This window comes from Peribacillus sp. FW305-BF15, assembly GCF_058783805.1.
In genome coordinates this window covers 225,615-243,773 of the sequence record NZ_JBYSYV010000002.1, presented here as the reverse complement: position 1 = coordinate 243,773, position 18,159 = coordinate 225,615, and the positions used below count along the sequence as shown (strand labels likewise).

Annotated in this window: 21 protein-coding genes, 1 pseudogene and 1 riboswitch; of the genes and pseudogenes, 10 read left to right on the top strand and 12 right to left on the bottom strand. The window is 41.7% G+C overall.

Going from position 1 to position 18,159, the window contains the following annotated elements; translation table 11 throughout:
• Positions 1-57: 57 nt before the first annotated feature.
• The 3 genes from AC3WLU_RS02785 to AC3WLU_RS02775 all read left to right on the top strand — a co-directional run bounded on the left by AC3WLU_RS02785 (position 58) and on the right by AC3WLU_RS02775 (position 2,801).
• Entirely contained in the window at positions 58-1,641 is a 1,584-nt protein-coding gene (locus AC3WLU_RS02785; protein ID WP_187049896.1) for a gamma-glutamyltransferase family protein, read from the top strand.
• 69 nt (positions 1,642-1,710) lie between these two features.
• Positions 1,711-1,860 (top strand): CapE family protein, encoded by a 150-nt coding sequence (locus tag AC3WLU_RS02780; RefSeq protein WP_156319646.1) that lies wholly within the window; start codon positions 1,711-1,713, stop codon positions 1,858-1,860.
• A 311-nt stretch (positions 1,861-2,171) separates the two neighbouring features.
• Positions 2,172-2,801 carry a poly-gamma-glutamate hydrolase family protein gene (locus AC3WLU_RS02775; protein ID WP_492596773.1) on the top strand — a complete coding sequence of 210 codons (630 nt, stop codon included), beginning with the start codon at positions 2,172-2,174 and terminating at the stop codon, positions 2,799-2,801.
• A gap of 5 nt (positions 2,802-2,806) precedes the next feature.
• On the opposite strand, the gene AC3WLU_RS02770 is transcribed toward AC3WLU_RS02775, so the two are convergent.
• From AC3WLU_RS02770 to AC3WLU_RS02735, 8 genes are all read right to left on the bottom strand, one after another.
• On the bottom strand, positions 2,807-4,009 hold the full coding sequence (locus AC3WLU_RS02770; protein WP_492596772.1) for a C40 family peptidase: 1,203 nt from the start codon (positions 4,007-4,009) through the stop codon (positions 2,807-2,809).
• 818 nt (positions 4,010-4,827) lie between these two features.
• Positions 4,828-5,001 carry a hypothetical protein gene (locus tag AC3WLU_RS02765; protein WP_413001624.1) on the bottom strand — a complete coding sequence of 58 codons (174 nt, stop codon included), beginning with the start codon at positions 4,999-5,001 and terminating at the stop codon, positions 4,828-4,830.
• A 31-nt stretch (positions 5,002-5,032) separates the two neighbouring features.
• Complete coding sequence (locus tag AC3WLU_RS02760; RefSeq protein ID WP_187050884.1) at positions 5,033-5,272, bottom strand: methyl-accepting chemotaxis protein; 240 nt, start codon at positions 5,270-5,272, stop codon at positions 5,033-5,035.
• Between the two features lie 612 nt (positions 5,273-5,884).
• Complete coding sequence (locus AC3WLU_RS02755; RefSeq protein ID WP_492596771.1) at positions 5,885-6,136, bottom strand: hypothetical protein; 252 nt, start codon at positions 6,134-6,136, stop codon at positions 5,885-5,887.
• 1 nt (position 6,137) lies between these two features.
• The gene (locus AC3WLU_RS02750) at positions 6,138-6,335 is read right to left on the bottom strand and encodes a hypothetical protein (protein WP_231892170.1); all 198 of its coding nucleotides are present in this window, start codon (positions 6,333-6,335) and stop codon (positions 6,138-6,140) included.
• A 182-nt stretch (positions 6,336-6,517) separates the two neighbouring features.
• Positions 6,518-7,003: an SRPBCC family protein gene (locus tag AC3WLU_RS02745; RefSeq protein WP_440439046.1), complete on the bottom strand. Its 486-nt coding sequence runs from the start codon at positions 7,001-7,003 to the stop codon at positions 6,518-6,520.
• A 23-nt stretch (positions 7,004-7,026) separates the two neighbouring features.
• Entirely contained in the window at positions 7,027-7,539 is a 513-nt protein-coding gene (locus AC3WLU_RS02740; RefSeq protein ID WP_492596770.1) for a GNAT family N-acetyltransferase, read from the bottom strand.
• Positions 7,540-7,572: 33 nt separating this feature from the next.
• Positions 7,573-8,097: a YfiT family bacillithiol transferase gene (locus AC3WLU_RS02735; protein WP_492596769.1), complete on the bottom strand. Its 525-nt coding sequence runs from the start codon at positions 8,095-8,097 to the stop codon at positions 7,573-7,575.
• A gap of 227 nt (positions 8,098-8,324) precedes the next feature.
• Here AC3WLU_RS02735 and AC3WLU_RS02730 point away from each other — a divergent pair, with 227 nt between their 5' ends.
• The 4 genes and pseudogenes from AC3WLU_RS02730 to AC3WLU_RS02715 all read left to right on the top strand — a co-directional run bounded on the left by AC3WLU_RS02730 (position 8,325) and on the right by AC3WLU_RS02715 (position 12,779).
• Positions 8,325-9,425, top strand: coding sequence for an endospore germination permease (locus AC3WLU_RS02730; RefSeq protein WP_191928719.1), 1,101 nt, complete (start codon positions 8,325-8,327; stop codon positions 9,423-9,425).
• A gap of 39 nt (positions 9,426-9,464) precedes the next feature.
• Positions 9,465-10,883: pseudogene (locus AC3WLU_RS02725) on the top strand (spore germination protein); the annotation flags it as partial.
• Between the two features lie 4 nt (positions 10,884-10,887).
• Positions 10,888-12,033: a Ger(x)C family spore germination protein gene (locus AC3WLU_RS02720; RefSeq protein WP_063575410.1), complete on the top strand. Its 1,146-nt coding sequence runs from the start codon at positions 10,888-10,890 to the stop codon at positions 12,031-12,033.
• A 308-nt stretch (positions 12,034-12,341) separates the two neighbouring features.
• Positions 12,342-12,779: a GNAT family N-acetyltransferase gene (locus AC3WLU_RS02715; RefSeq protein WP_063575409.1), complete on the top strand. Its 438-nt coding sequence runs from the start codon at positions 12,342-12,344 to the stop codon at positions 12,777-12,779.
• Positions 12,780-12,838: 59 nt separating this feature from the next.
• Here the strand turns inward: AC3WLU_RS02715 and abrB are convergent, their stop codons facing one another.
• A complete protein-coding gene (abrB, locus tag AC3WLU_RS02710; RefSeq protein ID WP_053536026.1) occupies positions 12,839-13,123 on the bottom strand; it encodes a transition state genes transcriptional regulator AbrB in 285 nt (94 codons plus the stop codon).
• Between the two features lie 500 nt (positions 13,124-13,623).
• On the opposite strand from abrB, the gene AC3WLU_RS02705 reads away from it, so the two are divergent.
• From AC3WLU_RS02705 to AC3WLU_RS02695, 3 genes are all read left to right on the top strand, one after another.
• Entirely contained in the window at positions 13,624-14,595 is a 972-nt protein-coding gene (locus AC3WLU_RS02705) for a DMT family transporter (RefSeq protein ID WP_430026360.1), read from the top strand.
• Positions 14,596-15,461: 866 nt separating this feature from the next.
• A riboswitch (guanidine-I (ykkC/yxkD leader) is annotated at positions 15,462-15,562 on the top strand.
• A gap of 73 nt (positions 15,563-15,635) precedes the next feature.
• Positions 15,636-15,977, top strand: a complete 342-nt coding sequence (locus AC3WLU_RS02700; RefSeq protein ID WP_063594494.1) for a DMT family transporter — start codon at positions 15,636-15,638, stop codon at positions 15,975-15,977.
• A complete protein-coding gene (locus AC3WLU_RS02695; protein WP_034309447.1) occupies positions 15,977-16,291 on the top strand; it encodes a DMT family transporter in 315 nt (104 codons plus the stop codon). The genes AC3WLU_RS02700 and AC3WLU_RS02695 overlap by 1 nt, the downstream gene beginning before the upstream one ends.
• A gap of 83 nt (positions 16,292-16,374) precedes the next feature.
• On the opposite strand, the gene AC3WLU_RS02690 is transcribed toward AC3WLU_RS02695, so the two are convergent.
• Genes AC3WLU_RS02690 through AC3WLU_RS02680 form a run of 3 tightly spaced genes read right to left on the bottom strand, consistent with a single transcriptional unit; the run spans position 16,375 to position 17,936 of the window.
• Entirely contained in the window at positions 16,375-17,166 is a 792-nt protein-coding gene (locus AC3WLU_RS02690) for a DUF817 domain-containing protein (protein ID WP_098186296.1), read from the bottom strand.
• Between the two features lie 55 nt (positions 17,167-17,221).
• A complete protein-coding gene (locus AC3WLU_RS02685) occupies positions 17,222-17,443 on the bottom strand; it encodes a helix-turn-helix domain-containing protein (protein ID WP_034309451.1) in 222 nt (73 codons plus the stop codon).
• A gap of 10 nt (positions 17,444-17,453) precedes the next feature.
• Positions 17,454-17,936 carry a DUF2975 domain-containing protein gene (locus AC3WLU_RS02680; protein WP_106026076.1) on the bottom strand — a complete coding sequence of 161 codons (483 nt, stop codon included), beginning with the start codon at positions 17,934-17,936 and terminating at the stop codon, positions 17,454-17,456.
• Positions 17,937-18,159: the final 223 nt, after the last annotated feature.

The following is an 18,159-nucleotide window of genomic DNA, read 5'->3' as shown; positions in this document are numbered from 1 at the left end:
CTATTTGAAGAATGAAGACACACAACTTAGAATATCAACGAAAAGGGGGAACAACCGATGATTAACCGTATGACGGGAAAAGTGCTCATATCCCTAAGCTTGCTCATATATATTGCTGGATGTTCGAAGACACCCCCTATTTCTGACACGAATGATCCGATAAAGAGTAAAACGGAACAATCATACGGGGTCAGTTCTTCAAATCCAATCGCAATAGATGTCGGGATGGATATATTGGAAAACGGCGGAAATGCGGCTGATGCCGCCATTGCGGTATCGTATGTATTAGGTGTAGTCGAACCTTATGGATCTGGCGTGGGCGGCGGCGGCGGTATGCTGATTGCCCCGGAATCCGGCGAACCCGAATTTATCGATTATCGTGAATCCTCTCCAGAAGACCCAAGTTCAAGACACGATACAGGGATTCCTGGCTTAGTGGCCGGCATGCAGGTCATCAGTGATAAGTATGGGAGCGTACCAATGGCAGACCTTCTTCAGCCGGCTATAGATTTGGCTGAAGAAGGATTTGAAGTCAACGAATCGTTATCATCACGCTTAGAAGCGGCTCAGCCAAGGATATCTTCCGATGCGACTTCACTTTTTTATCCTGATGGTGATGCCATTGAACCAGGCAAAACCCTTGTCCAGGAAAGACTTGCTGAAACACTGAAGGAGATCCAGCATGAAGGTCCTGATGGTTTTTATAAAGGCGAAATTGCGCGGGATATTAAAAGGGAATCAGATATCGACTTGATGGATTTAAAGCGCTATGAGGTGAAAGAACGGAAACCGGTCCAAGGAACATTTGCCGGTTATGATGTTTTTACCGCACCTCCGCCCTTTTCAGGAATTACCGTTCTTGAAATGTTAAAGCTCGCCGAGGAAATGAACCTAGGTGATTCTTCAAGCAAATCAGCTTATATGAAAGTCTTGGCGGGCATTACGGATACTGCTTATCAAGATCGGGCCGTCAATGTTGGAGATGGAATAAGTCACTCCAAGGCGGAAAAATTGCTCTCCCCCATTCACTTGGATAGTCTTAAAAATAAGATCAAAAGTGAAAAATGGGAAAATAAAGAATCGAATGGTTCCGAAGAACATGAAAGTACGACACACTTTGTGGTAATGGACAAAAACGGCACTGTCGTTTCCACAACGAATACGCTCAGTAACTTTTTCGGATCTGGGGATTATACAAATGGATTTTTCCTTAACGATCAACTGAAAAATTTCAGGTCCGGCTTGAACTCACAAAAGGCATATAAACGGTCAAGAACTTTCACCGCTCCGACCATTCTCAAGAAACCTGGGCGGGAATCGATCGGGATCGGCTCACCAGGCGGTGATAGGATTCCGCAAGTATTGATGCAGGTTCTTTATTCTTATACAGAAAATGAAGGCTCATTGCAGGATATCGTCGATCGTAATCGGTTCGTCTTTGATGGAAAGAAGATTTATACAGAATCCAGGCTTTCGGATGAAACTGTATCCGACTTGGAAGATTCCGGATACGAAGTCATTCAGAAGATTTCCCCCATGTATTATGGCGGGGTTCAAGGACTCGTTAAAAACGAGAAAAATGGACAAATATCCGGAGCTGGAGATAAAAGAAGAAACGGAAGCTGGAAAGCTCAGCAATAAACAGGCAATCCAGCCCCTCCTTTTCTAAATATCATATAAATTTTAGCGTTGTATAAGGGGATTTTGAATATGAATATCGTAAAAAAAATAACAAGCTGGGTAATACCTGTCCTTCTTGTAGCAGCCCTGCTTGTGACAATGAATACGTTTAAACGGACAGAAACATTAACACCCGACGAGCAAAAGAAAATAGAACTATATACGACAGTCGAAAAATGAAAAAGCTGGGGCATCCCCGCTTTTTTTATTTTGGCTGTTTTCACATACTTTGTTGCTATTTACCAAGTAGTGAGGTGTGGTTGATTTCCCCTCCAGATGCTCGCTTTCCTTGGTGCGGGCGGTGAGCCTCCTCGGCGTAAACGCCTGTGGGGTCTCACCTGTCCCTCCGCTCCCGCAGGAGTCTCGCACTTCCGCTCCAATCAACCTTAGATAGTTTCGTTTTAAAAACAACAATCTTTACGAAAAGAGCCTTTATTTTTGCAGTCAATGGGTATGGAAGATTAGATACATTACAGATACGGAGGATTACCATGATTGAAAATAGCTATAGCGATTTTTTTGAATTGCAGGAAAATGAACAAGAATACCTTGATTACCGCATCATCGTTCATCACAGGAATCCTGATATTGCAGTTCTAGCCATCCATGGCGGGAATATCGAACCAGGTACGAGTGAAGTTGCAGCCGCACTTGGAGAGAGACTTGGTGCAAGCACCTACCTATTCGAAGGCCTAAAGCCAAGGGGCAACCAGGTCCTCCATATACCATCCCGCTTATTCAATGAACCGAGCGGCGTTTCAATGGCAGCGAACGCTCAGACCACCCTTTCGATCCATGGCCACTACGACGTACATAATAGGCTGGTTTACATTGGCGGAAGGAACGAACCATATAAGAACCTTATTCAGCAATGCCTCAACAAAGCTGGATTTCAAACTGATCATGCACCGCAGCACCTTTCAGGCATGAATGGAAACAACATCACCAACACATCCAAAACGGGCGCAGGCGTACAATTGGAACTTTCCACAAAGCTGAGAAAAAGCTTTTTCAAAGGTGATGACTTTACCAGTAAGAACAGGGTCAATCACTGTAATCTTCTTAAACGGTTCGTTACTGCCATTGAAAAAGCCACTTTTGAATATAAACAGGTTGAATGACCTTCTTAGTCGATGAGGCTTTCGGCTTGACCGAAGCTTTCGAATTTCTCGGCAAAATAACCTGACGAAAGGTTGGAGATATGAACGCCGGTGTTTTCCGTTGAATTGAGAAAACGGCCATCACCCAGATAAATTCCTACATGGGTCACACCCACCCTTGTTCCCGTGTCCCTAAAAAATACTAAATCCCCGGCCTTCGGATTATCGATTTTGGGCACCAATGAGAAGTAATCCTCTGCGGAATCTCGTTTTACAGAAAGGCCCTGCTCCTTCATGACCCAATAAATGAAGCCGCTGCAATCCATTCCGGTCATTGGATCTTCTCCCCCGAAAACATAGGTGAATCCGCGTAACGTGTATGCATACTTGATGACATCATATGCTTTATCATATGATGCCTCCTGGTTTACATAAAACGGAAATAGCGGGTTGCTGTATAGTTGAAGGTACTGCCCCTGCATCAACTCATCGGTATTTAAAGCGTTGCGGCTTTTGATTGCACTCATGGAAATGCTGTAATGCTCCGATATACTATTAAGCGTTTCTCCCATTTGGACGATATGCTCTCCTTTAGGCGTGTATGTTTTGTACGCCACTTGGTATTTTGCAAAGTAATCTTCTGTGGTGGATCTCACCTGAACCGTTTCTGCACCATATCCAGAATTGACAAATTGGTTTTCGCCGACATAAATACCCGCAGTCACGACTTTTAAGCTGTCTTTTTCCAGAAAGAATATTATATCCCCAGTTTTCGGAGTGACTGTATCCATCCCTTGCTTATAAAAACCATCTACTGTCAAACGGTCGACCGGCACATTTTGCCGGGAAAGCACCCAATGGATCAATCCGCTCGAATCGAACCCTTTTTCAGGCGTCTCCTCTCCAGCTGTCTTTTTAAACCCTATGAAAGATCTCGCATATTTCGCAATTTTTTTTCCTCTCTCCGACCATTGATAGATGGAAGGGGTATACGCCGTTTGAATGATCGTCAACTTTTGGCCCGCAAATAACTTATCATCCGGTAAACCATTCGTCTTCATCAATTGCTCTGCCGATATATCATATGTCTTGGCAATCGATTCCACCGTTTCTCCAGAGCTTACAGTATGCACAGGATCTGCAGCCTCGGCCTTTAAACCAGGTAAGAAAGTGAAACTAACCATGAATACCAATGTCAGTATCATCCAGCTTATTTTTCCATTAAACATTTTAACCTTCCTTTATACGCTGAAATATTTTTATATTTATGATGTTCAAGTAAATCCCACCATACGAACCTTCTATCCTATCATCCACTTAATCAGATGAGCCTTAATGTCTACGGCAATTATATTATCGGTAAAATAAATGAAACTTTCAGTCTACTTTCCCTAAAAACAAACAGTCAGATTCAATTAAACACCACAAAAGCAAACCTTTATTCCTATACCTCATCGATAAAAGTTGGAAATCGAAGAATTCCGAGAGGATTTTGTTTATCTTGGCAGTATGGGTAAAGGTAGATTAGAGAAATCCCGGTCATGATAAAGTCGTTTATATACGGCTTGCCCTATTTATGATGAGGATGACGATATAGGAGTGAACAATTTGATAAAAATGGAAGATATAGTTTTGGAGGGGAAACGTATTTGAGGTTTTGCATGATAACAAACGGAAATTGATAACGAAGGCGACGGGTTTTTGATCAGGAACCCAAATCCATTGGTATCACCCATCATCTAGCAGAAGTAAATAAAGGGAACGCTAAATGGCATTTCCCTCTCTTTACTATGAATCTATCGCATATAAATTTGTGCAAGCTTTTAATATCCGTGCCGACTTGTCCGATTCCTATATATTATTCCCCTTTGTAAAAAAAGCATGGATACTTGACCCGATCCTCTAAATTGTACTTTTGTACTTCCATTGAATATGTCCACCATAAAGAGATGTCCCGGCGATTCACCTCTTTAGAATGATGTAATGGCAATCTAACAAAAAAGGAAACCACTGTAATGGCCTCCCTTTTTGCAACACTTGTTATTCCCTACCTCTCTATCTGGAATTCCCCTAACGTCTGCTCCAAATCATTTATTAACTGTGTAAGCTGCTGTGTATATTGAGCAAGTTCATTGGAAGAAGCAGCTTGCTCCTGAATCGAATTGGATATTTTCCCTACGGAATCTTCCAGCTCTTTCATGGCTTCACTTACCGTGCTCACGGCATTTTTCTGATCCTTGCTTTGGTTCGTTTCATTGGTCGTTTTTTAGCAATTCCTCTGTATCTGACAGAATGCTTTGGATGATTGCTTGAATGTTTTTTGTAGCTTCTTTTGAACCATCAGCCAAGCTCCTTACTTCATTCGCCACGACAGCAGAACCTTTGCCGGACTCACCTGCCCTTGCAGCTTCTAAAGATGCATTCAAAGATAATAAATTGGTTTGTTCCGATATTTTCGATATGGCATTCGTGACCCGAAAAACAATGCCCATTGTAAAATGTGAAACGTTGCCTCCAGACACTCGCTTTACAAGGGCCGGGACCCCACTAGTGCATGCTGTGAAGGCTTGGCAGGCAGTCAGCGGTATGGGAGCGATTTCCGAAAAGGGGTATGTGTAATGATTTCCACTCCAGGCACTCGCTTTCCGCGGGCGGTCCGTGAGCCTCCTCGGCGCTCGCCTGCGGGGTCTCCCTTGGCCACGCTTTTCCCGCAGGAGTCTCGTACCTTATGTTCCAATCAACTGGAACTTCTTTTTTAAGAAATATTGTAGGGAAACTGGCTCTTCTTCTCCAATTCGTCTACAGTCCGGCGGTTCCATCAATTTTTCGGAAAAGGAAGTTTCAAATTGCTCTCGCCCGAACCAAGATTTTAAAAGTAAACTAGTTTATCCTTCATGTTTTTTTCCTATATCCTTAATTGATTGAAGAAATTTGCGACACTCCTGCCGAATAACTGGCTAGACGAGACACCGCAGACGCTTGCGTCGAGGAGGCTTGGCAGACTGTCGGCGGAAAGGGAGCGGATTTCTGATATCAACTGGAACATTTTTTAAGAAAACTCTAGGCTAGTCTCATCCCCAATATTCTTAAGACTAGATTATCCTTCATGTTTTTTTACCTATATCCTTAATGATTGAAGAAATCTGCGATACTCCTGCCGAATAACTGGCTAGACGAGACACCGCAGATGCTTGCGTCGAGGAGGCTTGGCAGGCAGTCGGCGGTCGGCGGAAAGGCAGCGGATTTCTGAAATCAACTGGAACACTTTTTAAATAAAAAACTAGACCGACATTAGAATATCTCGGTCTAGTGAATTCGAAGCTGATTCTTTTCATGAAGGAAAGGTGATAACTCATTTTACTTTCTACCCGTCTTGGTGAATTGCTGACCAATTGCACCTATTATTAAAATGATGATCGAAATGAGACTGTAGTCCTTAAAAAAGGTCGTAAATGGAATTTCAAGAAATAAGAACAGCATCGTAATCAATCGTCCTATAAGCAGAATCATTCCGATAACTACCATCCAATTAAATAAATTTCCCAAAAAACCCACCTTTTCCTCCTTTATGACTTTCATGTATCATCTTTCTACAAGAATAAATATCCGGCATGCGGAAAAACCCTTCAGCCTGACATGTCGTTCCTTTCCCCATTACTCGGAGGCACATCACTTCGGCTTTGGCCGAAATTCATCATTCCGCTTCCTTATGTATCCTGCTGCATGTCACACATCCATTATCCATCCATTCGTTTGACGGCGGCCATATATTCCTTATGCCATTTTTCCCATTCATCCATTGGGAAGTTCTGATGGTGTCCATCAAGTAAATCACTAAACATTTCAAGGCAAATATGCCAGCCTGCCAAATCTTTTGATGTATGATCATTAACCGGCGTGATGGATTCTTTCAATACCAATGAGCATCCATCCTTTTCAGGGGATACCTCGAAACGAACCCAGCCGTCCCCCCATTCAAAATCTAAAACGGCAGATTCCCGGAAGTCCCTGATCTTCATATCGAAAGATTTCCCTGACCCATCATTGAAATTGAATTTTATCGTCCCATCTTTTCGGAGGTCCTTCATTTCCAGGTTGGACATCCACTTTTCCACCTTATCATTCTCCGTTAAAGCACCCCATACCTTTTCAACCGGATGATTGAGCAGGCGATCGAATCTTGCGATAATCCCATTACCTTCTTTTTCGATTACAGCTTGCACTTGGATTCCCCCCACTCAATTCGTTACCCTAGATTATTTTTATAATAAAAAATGGTCGGTTGGAATTCACCATTTGCAGATTTCGCATAATCAGGAATCCTGCCTGCCTGAATATATCCCAATGAGGTATACAGGAGATTTGAAGGATCTCCTTCCCTCGTATCAAGGACCAATAATGTCCGCCCTTCCTGCTTGGCCTTCTTCTCAGCCTCTAGCATGAGTGATCGTCCTATGCCATTTCTTCTATAACCAGTATGTGTCATTAATTTTGCGATTTCCGCTCGATGGCCGCCATTTTGCTTTGAACATAAATGTAACTGTACACTCCCGACAATCTTACCCTGTAACTTAGCGACCAACAGAATCACATCACGATTCATGGCACTACCCCAGTAATCAACGGCCTCAGACTGTTTCATGGGTGGTAAAAAACCGATTGACGCACCATCATCCACCACCTGAACCAAAAGGTCGGAAAGTTCATTAAAATGGTTTCCAATTGATGTTAATTGTTCAATTTTCACATCGGCATTCAAAGTAATCACAACCTTTTAGAAGATATAATATATTCACCATCCCTGGCGCTTTGATAAAGAAGTAATGTGAGCCAGATGATGTCGTCCGTGCCAAGCATAAATGCCTATATTTTCACCGACAGTCACCTTTCCTGAATCAGGATGGATGAAGGTCCGGCTAAGGTCATCGGCATGAAGGCCCGATAATAGTTTACACATTCGGATATGTATACTTTCGAGCAGTGATAGGGATACTTCAATCGGCAAATCATAATCAGGCAGCTCAGCCCATTGCCCCTCCTCGTACGTTTTAATGACAGGAATTTTTTCCGTAAGGGCCAATTTGAAGCGAATATACGCATTCATATGACTATCGGCAACATGATGCACCACCTGACGGACCGTCCATCCTCCAGGCCGATAAGCCGTATCAAGCTGTTCATCATCCATGTTACCTACCGCTTCACGCAGCATCCGAGGCAAAGCTTTAATCTCTTTGAGCCACGCCTCGGCTATACCACAAGTAATTTCCCCGTCAATCTGAAACTTCCCGACCGGGTATCTTAAATCCAACTTCATTCCCCCTTGATGTTCAATAAAAACAGCATCTATATATATTCTTTATCGATTAAGACAAATCCTTTTTCCGGCATACTTTGCTTTGCTCTACTACTCATCACTAAACACCAGGAAATTTATCCCACTACATTAGCACGAATACTATTTCCATATTTAGCAACCATAAACAAATGAATGGCATGTACATCAATCCATCTTTAAACAATGGAAATGGGGATAGGATCATCTTGAAAAAAATCAGTTCGATACAAACCCTTAGCATCTTCTTTTTATCAATCGGCCTTCTTAATCACGTTATTTTGATCCCTTTCCTCCTATCCACCGGCGGAAGGGATGCTTGGTTTTTTTCTATCCTAACTATTGGATTGATCCCGATTTGGGCCTATATATTATCGAGAATAATCAAGAATATGAATAATCAATCCCTGACGGATTGGCTTGAAAATAGATTTGGAAAACACATTAAAAATATCGCTTTATTCTTTATCGTGATTTATCTGATCAGTCTTGTTTTGGCCACCACAAAGGAAACGATTGATTGGATCACGACAAGCTTTCTTTTTGAAACCCCAAGTTTAGCGATTATCATTCCGTTTACGCTGCTATGCATTTTTCTTGCCCATTCTGGTATGCGGTCCATCGCCATTTGCTCGTCTGTATTATTGCCAATAGTCGTCATTCTTGGCATTTTCGTTGCGACCGGAAATATACCGACAAAAGACTATAGCCACCTCCTTCCCCTTTTTGAGAATGGCTATTTTCATGGCATAAAAACCCTTCAATATTCTGGTTATGGCCTTGCCGAACTGATTTTAATCGTTTTTTTTCAAGAGAAACTTTCGGATAAGCTCAAGATAAAGGTATTAGTATTCTTATGCCTTGGACTAGTGTTTTTACTTCTTGGTCCATTAACAGCAGCACTCGCTGAATTCGGGCCGAGCTTAGCCGAAGTCATGAGGTACCCCGCCTATGAACAATGGCGTTTGCTGACAATTGGTAAATATATTGAACATACAGACTTCTTTTCCATTTACCAATGGCTTGCTGGTGCCTATATCCGTGTTTCAATGGCGTTATTCTTAATAATGGAAGTCTTTAAAGGAAAAACTAATCATGTGAAGCTTGGAATTCTTTTCGCTGTAGGTTTTCTGATGGTCGTCATCTCCATCGTACCATTCAGTAATTTCAAGTTCTTGCATGTAAGCCAGACATTCTACTATCCTGGCGCTTTTTATTTCCTGTTACTGTTGTCCGCCTTTTTGTTTATCGGCACTTTCATCAGATCTAAGGAGGGGAAACGACATGCGAATGAAACGATCCAAAAATGAGCCACCCTCTTAGAATTAAGGGAGGAAACATTTCGGGAGTTATTCAGTTCAAGCTCAGATATCAAGTTTGAAATGATTTATATCGGAGAAACCGAAAGACCCATTCCTGTCCTTATTTTTTACTGCTCGGGTATGGCCGACATAAGTTTACTTAACGAAGGAATTTTGGAAAAGTTAAACAAAATGATGGAATTGGATGAGAGCATCGATGCCGAAGAATCAATCAACAAGCTAAAACCCTTGATAGACCTCAGGAAAGTAACCATCGATAGTGAATTCAATAACGTCCAGCAGCTGATTTTCTCCGGGCATGCCTTATTATTCATACCCTCAGTCCAAGAGTTATTTTCAATCGAATTGTCCAACGTGCCGAACCGGCAGCCCGAGGAGTCTTCCTTCGAGGTCTCGGTAAGAGGGCCAAGAGATGGGTTTGTCGAGGACATTTCCATCAATACGGCTTTAATCAGAAAGCGGCTAAAAACAAAGTCGCTTGCCAATGAAGAGTTTATCGTTGGGAGGCGCAGTCAAACGAAAGTCGGACTGATGTACATGGATGACATCATCAATAAAGAACTCATTAAAAATGTAAGAACGGAAATTAACTCCCTTGATTTAGATATATTGGTGAGCAGCCAACAATTGGAGGAATTGATCACTAACAGTAAATATAGTATATTTCCACTCACTCATTATACGAGTCGCCCTGATTTCGTAGTCGAAGCACTCAATCAAGGAAGATTCATTCTAATCGTGGATGGCATGCCAACGGTAATCGTGGCCCCTTCTACCTTACTTTTGCAAATAAAAACCGCAGAAGATTCGAATCTTCCTTATCTATTTGTAAGCCTTGAGCGACTTCTTCGCTTTATGGGGCTTGGCATTACCGTTTTATTGCCGGGGTTTTGGATCTCCATTTCCGCTTTCAATATTGAACAGGTGCCGTTCCCATTACTGGCCACCATAACCCTTTCAAGGCTGGGGCTTCCCTTATCTGCCACGATGGAATTCATTCTCATGCTCATTTTATTTGAATTATTCCGTGAATCCGGGGTCAGGTTACCTAAAGCGGTTGGGCAGACAGTTGCGGTTGTAGGAGGCCTAATTGTCGGTGATGCGGCGATAAGAGCAGGACTGACTTCACAAACCATGCTTGTCGTCACTGCTGTAACCTCTGTTGCATCTTATACACTTGTAAACCAGTCTTTAACAGGTGCCGTTACCGTTCTGCGAATGTTTGTGCTGTTACTAAGCTGCATTTATGGAATCTACGGCTTGATAATCGGTTTCCTTTCCATTGTCACTTTATTATCCAGGCTTGATTCATTCGGTGTTTCATATATTGGCGGAATGAACCCGCCAAGAATCACAAAACTCCTGGATTCATTCCTAAAGTCGCCATGGAATTCCATGAGCAAACGATCCTTGGCCGCTAATGATAAAACCAGAAAGGGGCAGTAAGGCAATGTTCCGCATCTGTAAAATTTGGTTGACCCTACAATTACTCCTATTTCTTTCAGGCTGTTGGGATGAAAAAACGATCCAGGACTTCCATTATATAACGGCCATCGGGATAGATTTCAAAGATGGGGAATACATAGTCTATACGCAACTTGTAGACTTCGCTGCGGTAGCTAAAACGGAGGCAAAGCCGACGCAAGCCCCTCCCGTATATGTAGGGAAACAAAAAGGACCGTCGATTTCGATCGCCATTAATAAACTAATGAGCAATACTCAACAGTCTCTCTATTTAGGGCATGTATCCACATTTGTAATCAGTGAAAATGTTTTGAACCGGCAAAGCACAGAAATAGTGGATTATATATACAGAAACCAATTACTCAGATACTCATCCAATATCTTTGCCACAAAAAATTCCATGGATGAGCTTTTCTCCATTAACGGCTTTTTTAATTTATCACCTTTATACACGACATTATATTTTCCGGATGATGTATACCGGATCATATCATTCATCCAACCCATTACAGTCCAAAGGTATTACTCTGACCAGCGGGAAAAAGCATCTACCACCATATTACCCTCCATTTCCTGGAACGATAAAGTTTGGAAGGAAAAAGATAAAAAGCGAAAAAGCCTCTATATGGATGGTGCATTTATCATTTACTATAAAGTGTCCCAGCCTTGGTTCTCTGAAAAGGAACTGAGCGGTTTACGCTGGCTCACTAAAAGGACCAACAAAACTCCAGTGAACATCACAATGAATAAGCAAGATATCTATGCCTCTTTTTCCCATCCGGCTCATAAAGTGAAACCTGTTCTAAAGGATGGCAAGTACAAATTCGATATTGAAATTGACGTTTCCGGCAAAATACTGGGGCTTGATACCCAAATCGATATCGACAAAATAAAACGTAAATTCGAAAGCCAAATAAAAAAGGAAATCCTATCAACGTTTAAAACAGGGCTCCAAAAGAACGCGGACCCTTTAAACCTAGGCAAAACCCTTTATATCAAAGAGATAAAATACTGGCAAAAGAATCATTTAAAAGAGCCTAAGGATTATTTAGATAAGGATTCAATACATGATATAAACGTAAAGGTACATATCCTTAACACAGGTGGCTTAGAAGCTAAACCACTGGAATAATGAAGATTTGAGGATTCGGTTTGGAATTTATAGTACCAAATATTATTGGATAATGTTGAATTCACGAGTAAATCGGCTTAATTCACGAGTATTTGCTCCAAACTCACGAGTAAATCGACTAAACTCACGAGTAAACGCTGATATCTCATAAGTTTGCTGCTCACCTTGGGTTTATAGCCGAAAAAATCAGGATGGTGCCTTTTTGAGCTCCATCCTGATTTAGGGGGCTGGAAAATGCGGTCCGGAATTTGGCGGATAGCATGGTTAAATGGTAAATTTAGAGTATTCTAACATTTAGGAGGCCATTTATGAGCATACAGAAGGCTACATTACATGAGCTGGAATCACTGGCGGAACTTTTTGATTTATACAGGGTTTTTTATGAGCAAACCTCTGATCCTGGTTGTGCAAGGGAGTTTTTAAGGGAAAGGCTGACAAAAGGGGAGTCTGTGGTTTTTATGGCGTTTGATGAAGGAAATCCAATTGGTTTTGTACAGTTGTATCCTTCTTTTTCGTCTGTGAGTATGATGCGGTCATGGATATTGAATGATTTATTCGTGAAGGAGTCCGCCCGTAAAAAGGGATTTGGCGAGGAGTTATTGAACGCGGCCATCGGTTTTGCACGTGAAACAGGTGCTAAAGGGGTTTCACTGGAGACTGGCCAGGATAATGTGAAAGCACAGAGACTTTATGAAAAGATTGGTTTCGCCCGTGAATCGAACCATTTTTATTATTTCACCATTTAATTAAAAAAAGTGTAGGGAAAACCTCCCTACACTTGGATGCTATTTATCTAGTATATTAATTATTTAGCAGTTTCCATGCTGGCTTGAATTTCTTTAATTAGAAGTTCGGCACCTTCTGGGCTAAGTATTAATTTACCGTCAGCAAGTTTCATATTGTCATCGGAAACTTCACCTGTTACCTGACAAGTCATGTTTGGTTTATATTTTTGAAGGATGATGCGCTCTTGTTCTACATAAATCTCCAGAGCGTCTTTCTCATTAATTCCTAATGTTCGGCGCAGTTCAATTGGAATGACTACCCGCCCTAATTCGTCAACTTTACGTACAATACCTGTAGATTTCATTTAATTTACCCCACTAACTTTCTTGCGAATGTTGCATTTATATATTTCGTCACCATTCGACATTATTTGCACTTCTATTAAGATACCACTACCTACCATATTCGTCAATTCTCGTATCTTCTTATACTATCTGCCTCTATATGATTTTTATATAAAATATTAACAATTCCTTCATAACACGCGTCACGACAACGTTTACCGCTTCTTCCTTTGGTATATATTTCTAATCTAAATCCACAAATAGAAACGCCTTCATTTAATTCCAAACAGCTTTCTTTTCATTTCATGTCGAATCACAAAGAATGAATTTCACTAACTTAAAAGAATCCTGTTGATTTTCTTTTGCTTTTGAAGGAAAATTTAAATTGATCGCTTATAATATTCCGAAAATTCATTCCGCTTTTGAAACAGTGGATATATCTGAATTTTTTCAGAAAGCCGAAACGATTGCCATCCTTCCAGAGTCTTACTGACTCATAAAACAGATTGAGGTGAGTCAATTGCGTCCGATTATATTAGGTATTTGTTCTGCTTTCTTTTTTGCATTTACGTTTGTTTTGAATCAGGCCATGGAGCTGTCTGGCGGAAGTTGGATTTGGAGTGCTTCGCTGCGTTATTTCTTCATGGTGCCCTTTCTGTTGTGTATCGTATGGAGCAGAAAAAACCTGCGTCCCCTTTTACAAGTGATGAGAGAAAAGCCGGGTCCTTGGCTGCTTTGGAGTTTTGTCGGATTTGGGTTATTTTATGCTCCTTTATGCTTTGCGTCCGCCTACTCACCTGGCTGGCTGATCGCCGGAACTTGGCAAATCACGATCATTTCGGGTGCGCTGCTTGCGCCGCTGTTTTTTGAAAATGTCCAAACGAAAGATGGGATTGAAAGGCAAAGAGGAAAGGTTTCTGTGAAAGGCCTCCTCATGTCCATGATCATTCTGCTTGGGATCATCCTGATGCAGCTGGAACATACCAAACACATTTCAATGGCCGATCTTTGGCTGGGAGTGATCCCGATCGTCATCGCCTCGTTTGCCTACCCTTTGGGAAATCGCAAAATGATGGAAGTATCCGAAGGGCGTCTGGATGCTTATCAGCGGGTTTTGGGAATGACTTTGGCGAGTCTTCCATTCTGGCTTTTGCTTTCCTTGTACGGTTTCTTTACAGTAGGTGCGCCGACGAAGATGCAGAGTTTCCAATCCCTTTTGGTGGCACTATTTTCTGGAGTCATCGCCACGGTCCTTTTTTTCATGGCGACCGATTTGGTACGCGGAAATATGCAGAAATTAGCTTCAGTTGAAGCAACACAATCGATGGAGGTCCTTTTTGCCCTGGCTGGCGAATTACTATTCCTATCTTTACCGATTCCTTCTCCGTTATCGTGGTTCGGCATCTTTGTCGTCATCATGGGAATGATCCTGCATAGCTATGTGTCACATAAAAAAGAAGGTCCATCCCCTAAACGGACAGTGAATGCCTAAATAGCAAGCCAAAAAAGCCCCGGATAAGATTTCGGGGCTTTTTTGAGCTGAAAACTGAAGCAGACTACGTTCTTTTATTCCATTGACAGGTCATTATGAATTGATGATTTTTCAGAGTGGCAAAAAGCTCACCATTCATTTTTTTTCATTAAACTTTGCGCAATGGATATTTTTCATCATATTGCAAAGCAATCCGCTAATATCATTATCATCTTCAACAATTAAAATATGAACCTGCTTCTCCATAAGAGCCACCTTCATTCCCTCTGTAATCTAATTCTTATATTAGCATTCTTTGTTAAGGTCCGAAAAATTGACCTGCACCGCCGCAAATTCCTCAGCCGTTTACACTACCATATCTATCCCTTCATTATTTGTTGATTTCCACTCCAGGCGCTCGCCCCCAGGTGTCTCGTACCTTATGTTGCGTTATTTAAATAAAAGGCTGTTTTCACATACTTTGTTGCTATTTACCAGGTAGTGGGTTGTGGTTGATTTCCCCTCCAGATGCTCGCTTTCCGCGGGGCGGGCGGTGAGCCTCCTCGGCGTAAACGCCTGTGGGGTCTCACCTGTCCCGCTGCTCCCGCAGGAGTCTCGCACTTCCGCTCCAATCAACCTTAAATAGTTTCGTTTTAAAAACAACACTCTTTACGAAAAGAGCCAAATAAAAAAACTATAGGAAAACTGGCTTTTTTCAAATTTGAATATAGTCCGGAAAGTTCGAAATGGCCTCGCTGTATTCAGATGAAAGCTGCAAACGTTACGGGACATATGCGGATATTAGGGAAAAATCGGCCTGGAATTTGGCAAAACTTCTACCTTGAGTAAGTTCAAAAAGTATGTATAATGAAAGGTAATTGTATATGTCAAAGGTTTTCTAGGGTTCCGCAGTGCGTCTCATTGCTGGTCTGGTCCGAGAGAAAACTCACAGCATGCTGTGTCACGGAAGGATAAAAGCCTGGGAGAAACTGTTTTAACAGTTATCTCTTGGGCTTTTTTTGTTTTTTTGGTAAAGAATAAAATCGGAGGTGCGTTATTACATGAGCACAAACTGGATTAAAGTATTCATTGCAGCTTTTTTTGAAGTATTTTGGGTGATTGGCTTAAAACATGCAGATGACTTTTGGACTTGGACTGGAACGGTCATTTCGATCATCATCAGTTTTTACTTGATGATAATGGCTGGCAGGAAGCTTCCTGTCGGAACGGTATATGCCGTTTTTGTCGGTATGGGGACTGCCGGGACCGTTTTTTCCGAAATCCTTTTCTTTGGAGAATCCTTCAAGCTGAGCAAAACACTATTGATCCTCCTCTTATTATCAGGGGTGATCGGCTTGAAGCTAGTGACGGATGATAAGGCTGAGAAAGGGGATGAATCATAATGGCTTGGGTCTCTTTAATCTTAGCGGGGCTTTTTGAGATGTTTGGGGTTGCGATGATCAATAAATTGCACAAGGACAGAAATTGGCAATCCTTATTGCTGTTATTCATCGGATTTGGAGCAAGTTTCCTGTTTCTTGCTTATGCCATGAAAACCTTGCCGATGGGAACGGCATACGCTATCTGGACAGGAATCGGCGCATCAGGCGGAGCGATAATCGGGATGCTCTTATACGGGGAATCCAAAGATTGGCGCAGGGTCGTTTTTATAGCCATGGTCCTTGGCGCAGCAGTGGGATTAAAACTTGTTTCATAGGAATGACATAAAAGCATAGAAAAAATCAAAGACGACACAATGTGTCGTCTATATTTATTTTTATCTAACTTGAATAATTCATCTTATAAAAATTGACCCTCATCCATCACAGCGGAATCTTTCCCCTTAACCTGTTTTAGCGTCGCTACTATAAGAAAGCTGACAATCACCAGTAAGAGCCATGAGCTTACCTTTCCTAGATGTACGAGACTCCATGCATCGGTTTGGTTAGGATATTCCCAAGCTCCAAAGAACGTTGCGATATTTTCGGCTATCCATATGAAAAATCCGATGAGCACAAAAGAAAATGCGATTGGCATACGATAACGGGTTCCACCAACTTCGTATGTGACCCATGCTCGCCAAAAGACGATGATGACAAGTCCAGATAGCCACCAACGAACATCCATCCAATAATGGTGGGTGAAAAAATTCAAATAAATCGCAAGCGCAAGGGATACAACGACAAAAAACGGCGGCCACTTGATCAGTTCAACCTTTAACCTCCTCCACGCCTGGCAAAGATAACTCGCTACACTAGCGTACATGAATCCGCTATACAGAGGCACTCCAAAAATCTTGAAATATCCTTCCTCTGGATAAGTCCAGGAGCCCATATGTACCTTGAAAAGTTCAAGGGCAAGACCAATAAGGTGGAACAAGGTGATGACCTTTAGTTCATCCCGTGTTTCAAGCCCGGAACGCAGCATCCGCCACTGCATGATAAGGCAGATGATAAGCAGCCAGTCATACCGCGGCAGAAAGGGAAGCGGGATGAATTTTGTAATAGCCAAAGAGGCAAAAATAACGGCAGGAAACAAGCATGATAGGGCCTGCTCCCAACCAAAACGAACGAGTTGTTTTAGTGCCCTCATGATTGGTGCCTCCATTTTTTCATCTACATTCATGAGTAACTCCCCTTTATAAATCTTAATCTTGAGTGCCTTCATCATTTCGGTATTCTAAAATATCCCCGGGTTGACATTCTAAAGCCTTACAAATCGCATCTAAGGTTGTTAATCGAATCGCTTTTGCCTTGCCATTTTTCAATATGGAAAGATTAGCCATCGTTATTCCAACCCTCTCGGAAAGTTCTGTAACACTCATTTTCCTTTTAGCCAACATCACATCAATATTGATTATAATTGCCAAGTTAATCACCTCAGACTATTAAGTCATTTTCTGATTTTATATCGATGGCTTCTTGTAAAAGCCTTTGAAGAACAGCAGCAAAGACTGCAATCACCATTGAAGCAAAAATGACGACCATTCCGATTACTATGATACCTGGGGCGTCGTCCATTTCCGCGATGAGATAAAAGAGCGGCATGCCTGCCACATACAAGCCACTTATTGTGATTGCACAATTTTTTATAATCTTTAAAGCTCTTACAGATAATTCCGAGAAAGCTTTGTTCTTGTCAATATAGCTTAAAAGTTTAAAGGCTTGATATAGGGCAAAGTAAAAAGGTATCGCCGATGCATACAAATCGATTAAAACGAGATATTTCAAATAAGCCATATCCGGATATAATTCTGCTGCAAAATTCGCTATCCCAGGCACCAAGAAGATGCACAAAGCAAGAACTGGAATTCCAATAAGAATAACAGCCATCTTTAAAAAGAGTGTTGTTCCTAGTTTCATAAAAAGCACCTCACTTATTTATTGTCCATTTAATTTAACATACGTTTTATCGTTTTACAATAAAATATTGTTGTTTTTTATTATATTATTATTGTTAGCGAAATATCCTATTCTTTTTAAAAATGGCTGTTTTAACATACTTTATTGCTATTTACCAGGTAGTGAGTTGTGGTTGATTTCCCCTCCAGATGCTCGCTTTCCTTGGTGCGGGAGGTGTGCCTCC

What these genes read in the sequence shown, in the direction of transcription:
- AC3WLU_RS02735 (WP_492596769.1), bottom strand. Translation starts at nt 8,097, where the DNA reads ATGAAGTTGGATTTAAGATACCCGGTCGGGAAGTTTCAGATTGACGGG.
- abrB (WP_053536026.1), bottom strand. Translation starts at nt 13,123, where the DNA reads ATGAAATCTACAGGTATTGTACGTAAAGTTGACGAATTAGGGCGGGTA.
- AC3WLU_RS02690 (WP_098186296.1), bottom strand. Translation starts at nt 17,166, where the DNA reads ATGAGGGCACTAAAACAACTCGTTCGTTTTGGTTGGGAGCAGGCCCTA.
- AC3WLU_RS02775 (WP_492596773.1), top strand. Translation starts at nt 2,172, where the DNA reads ATGATTGAAAATAGCTATAGCGATTTTTTTGAATTGCAGGAAAATGAA.
- AC3WLU_RS02785 (WP_187049896.1), top strand. Translation starts at nt 58, where the DNA reads ATGATTAACCGTATGACGGGAAAAGTGCTCATATCCCTAAGCTTGCTC.
- AC3WLU_RS02720 (WP_063575410.1), top strand. Translation starts at nt 10,888, where the DNA reads ATGTTCCGCATCTGTAAAATTTGGTTGACCCTACAATTACTCCTATTT.
- AC3WLU_RS02680 (WP_106026076.1), bottom strand. Translation starts at nt 17,936, where the DNA reads ATGAAACTAGGAACAACACTCTTTTTAAAGATGGCTGTTATTCTTATT.
- AC3WLU_RS02755 (WP_492596771.1), bottom strand. Translation starts at nt 6,136, where the DNA reads ATGAGTTATCACCTTTCCTTCATGAAAAGAATCAGCTTCGAATTCACT.
- AC3WLU_RS02715 (WP_063575409.1), top strand. Translation starts at nt 12,342, where the DNA reads ATGAGCATACAGAAGGCTACATTACATGAGCTGGAATCACTGGCGGAA.
- AC3WLU_RS02770 (WP_492596772.1), bottom strand. Translation starts at nt 4,009, where the DNA reads ATGTTTAATGGAAAAATAAGCTGGATGATACTGACATTGGTATTCATG.
- AC3WLU_RS02760 (WP_187050884.1), bottom strand. Translation starts at nt 5,272, where the DNA reads ATGGGCATTGTTTTTCGGGTCACGAATGCCATATCGAAAATATCGGAA.
- AC3WLU_RS02695 (WP_034309447.1), top strand. Translation starts at nt 15,977, where the DNA reads ATGGCTTGGGTCTCTTTAATCTTAGCGGGGCTTTTTGAGATGTTTGGG.
- AC3WLU_RS02700 (WP_063594494.1), top strand. Translation starts at nt 15,636, where the DNA reads ATGAGCACAAACTGGATTAAAGTATTCATTGCAGCTTTTTTTGAAGTA.
- AC3WLU_RS02780 (WP_156319646.1), top strand. Translation starts at nt 1,711, where the DNA reads ATGAATATCGTAAAAAAAATAACAAGCTGGGTAATACCTGTCCTTCTT.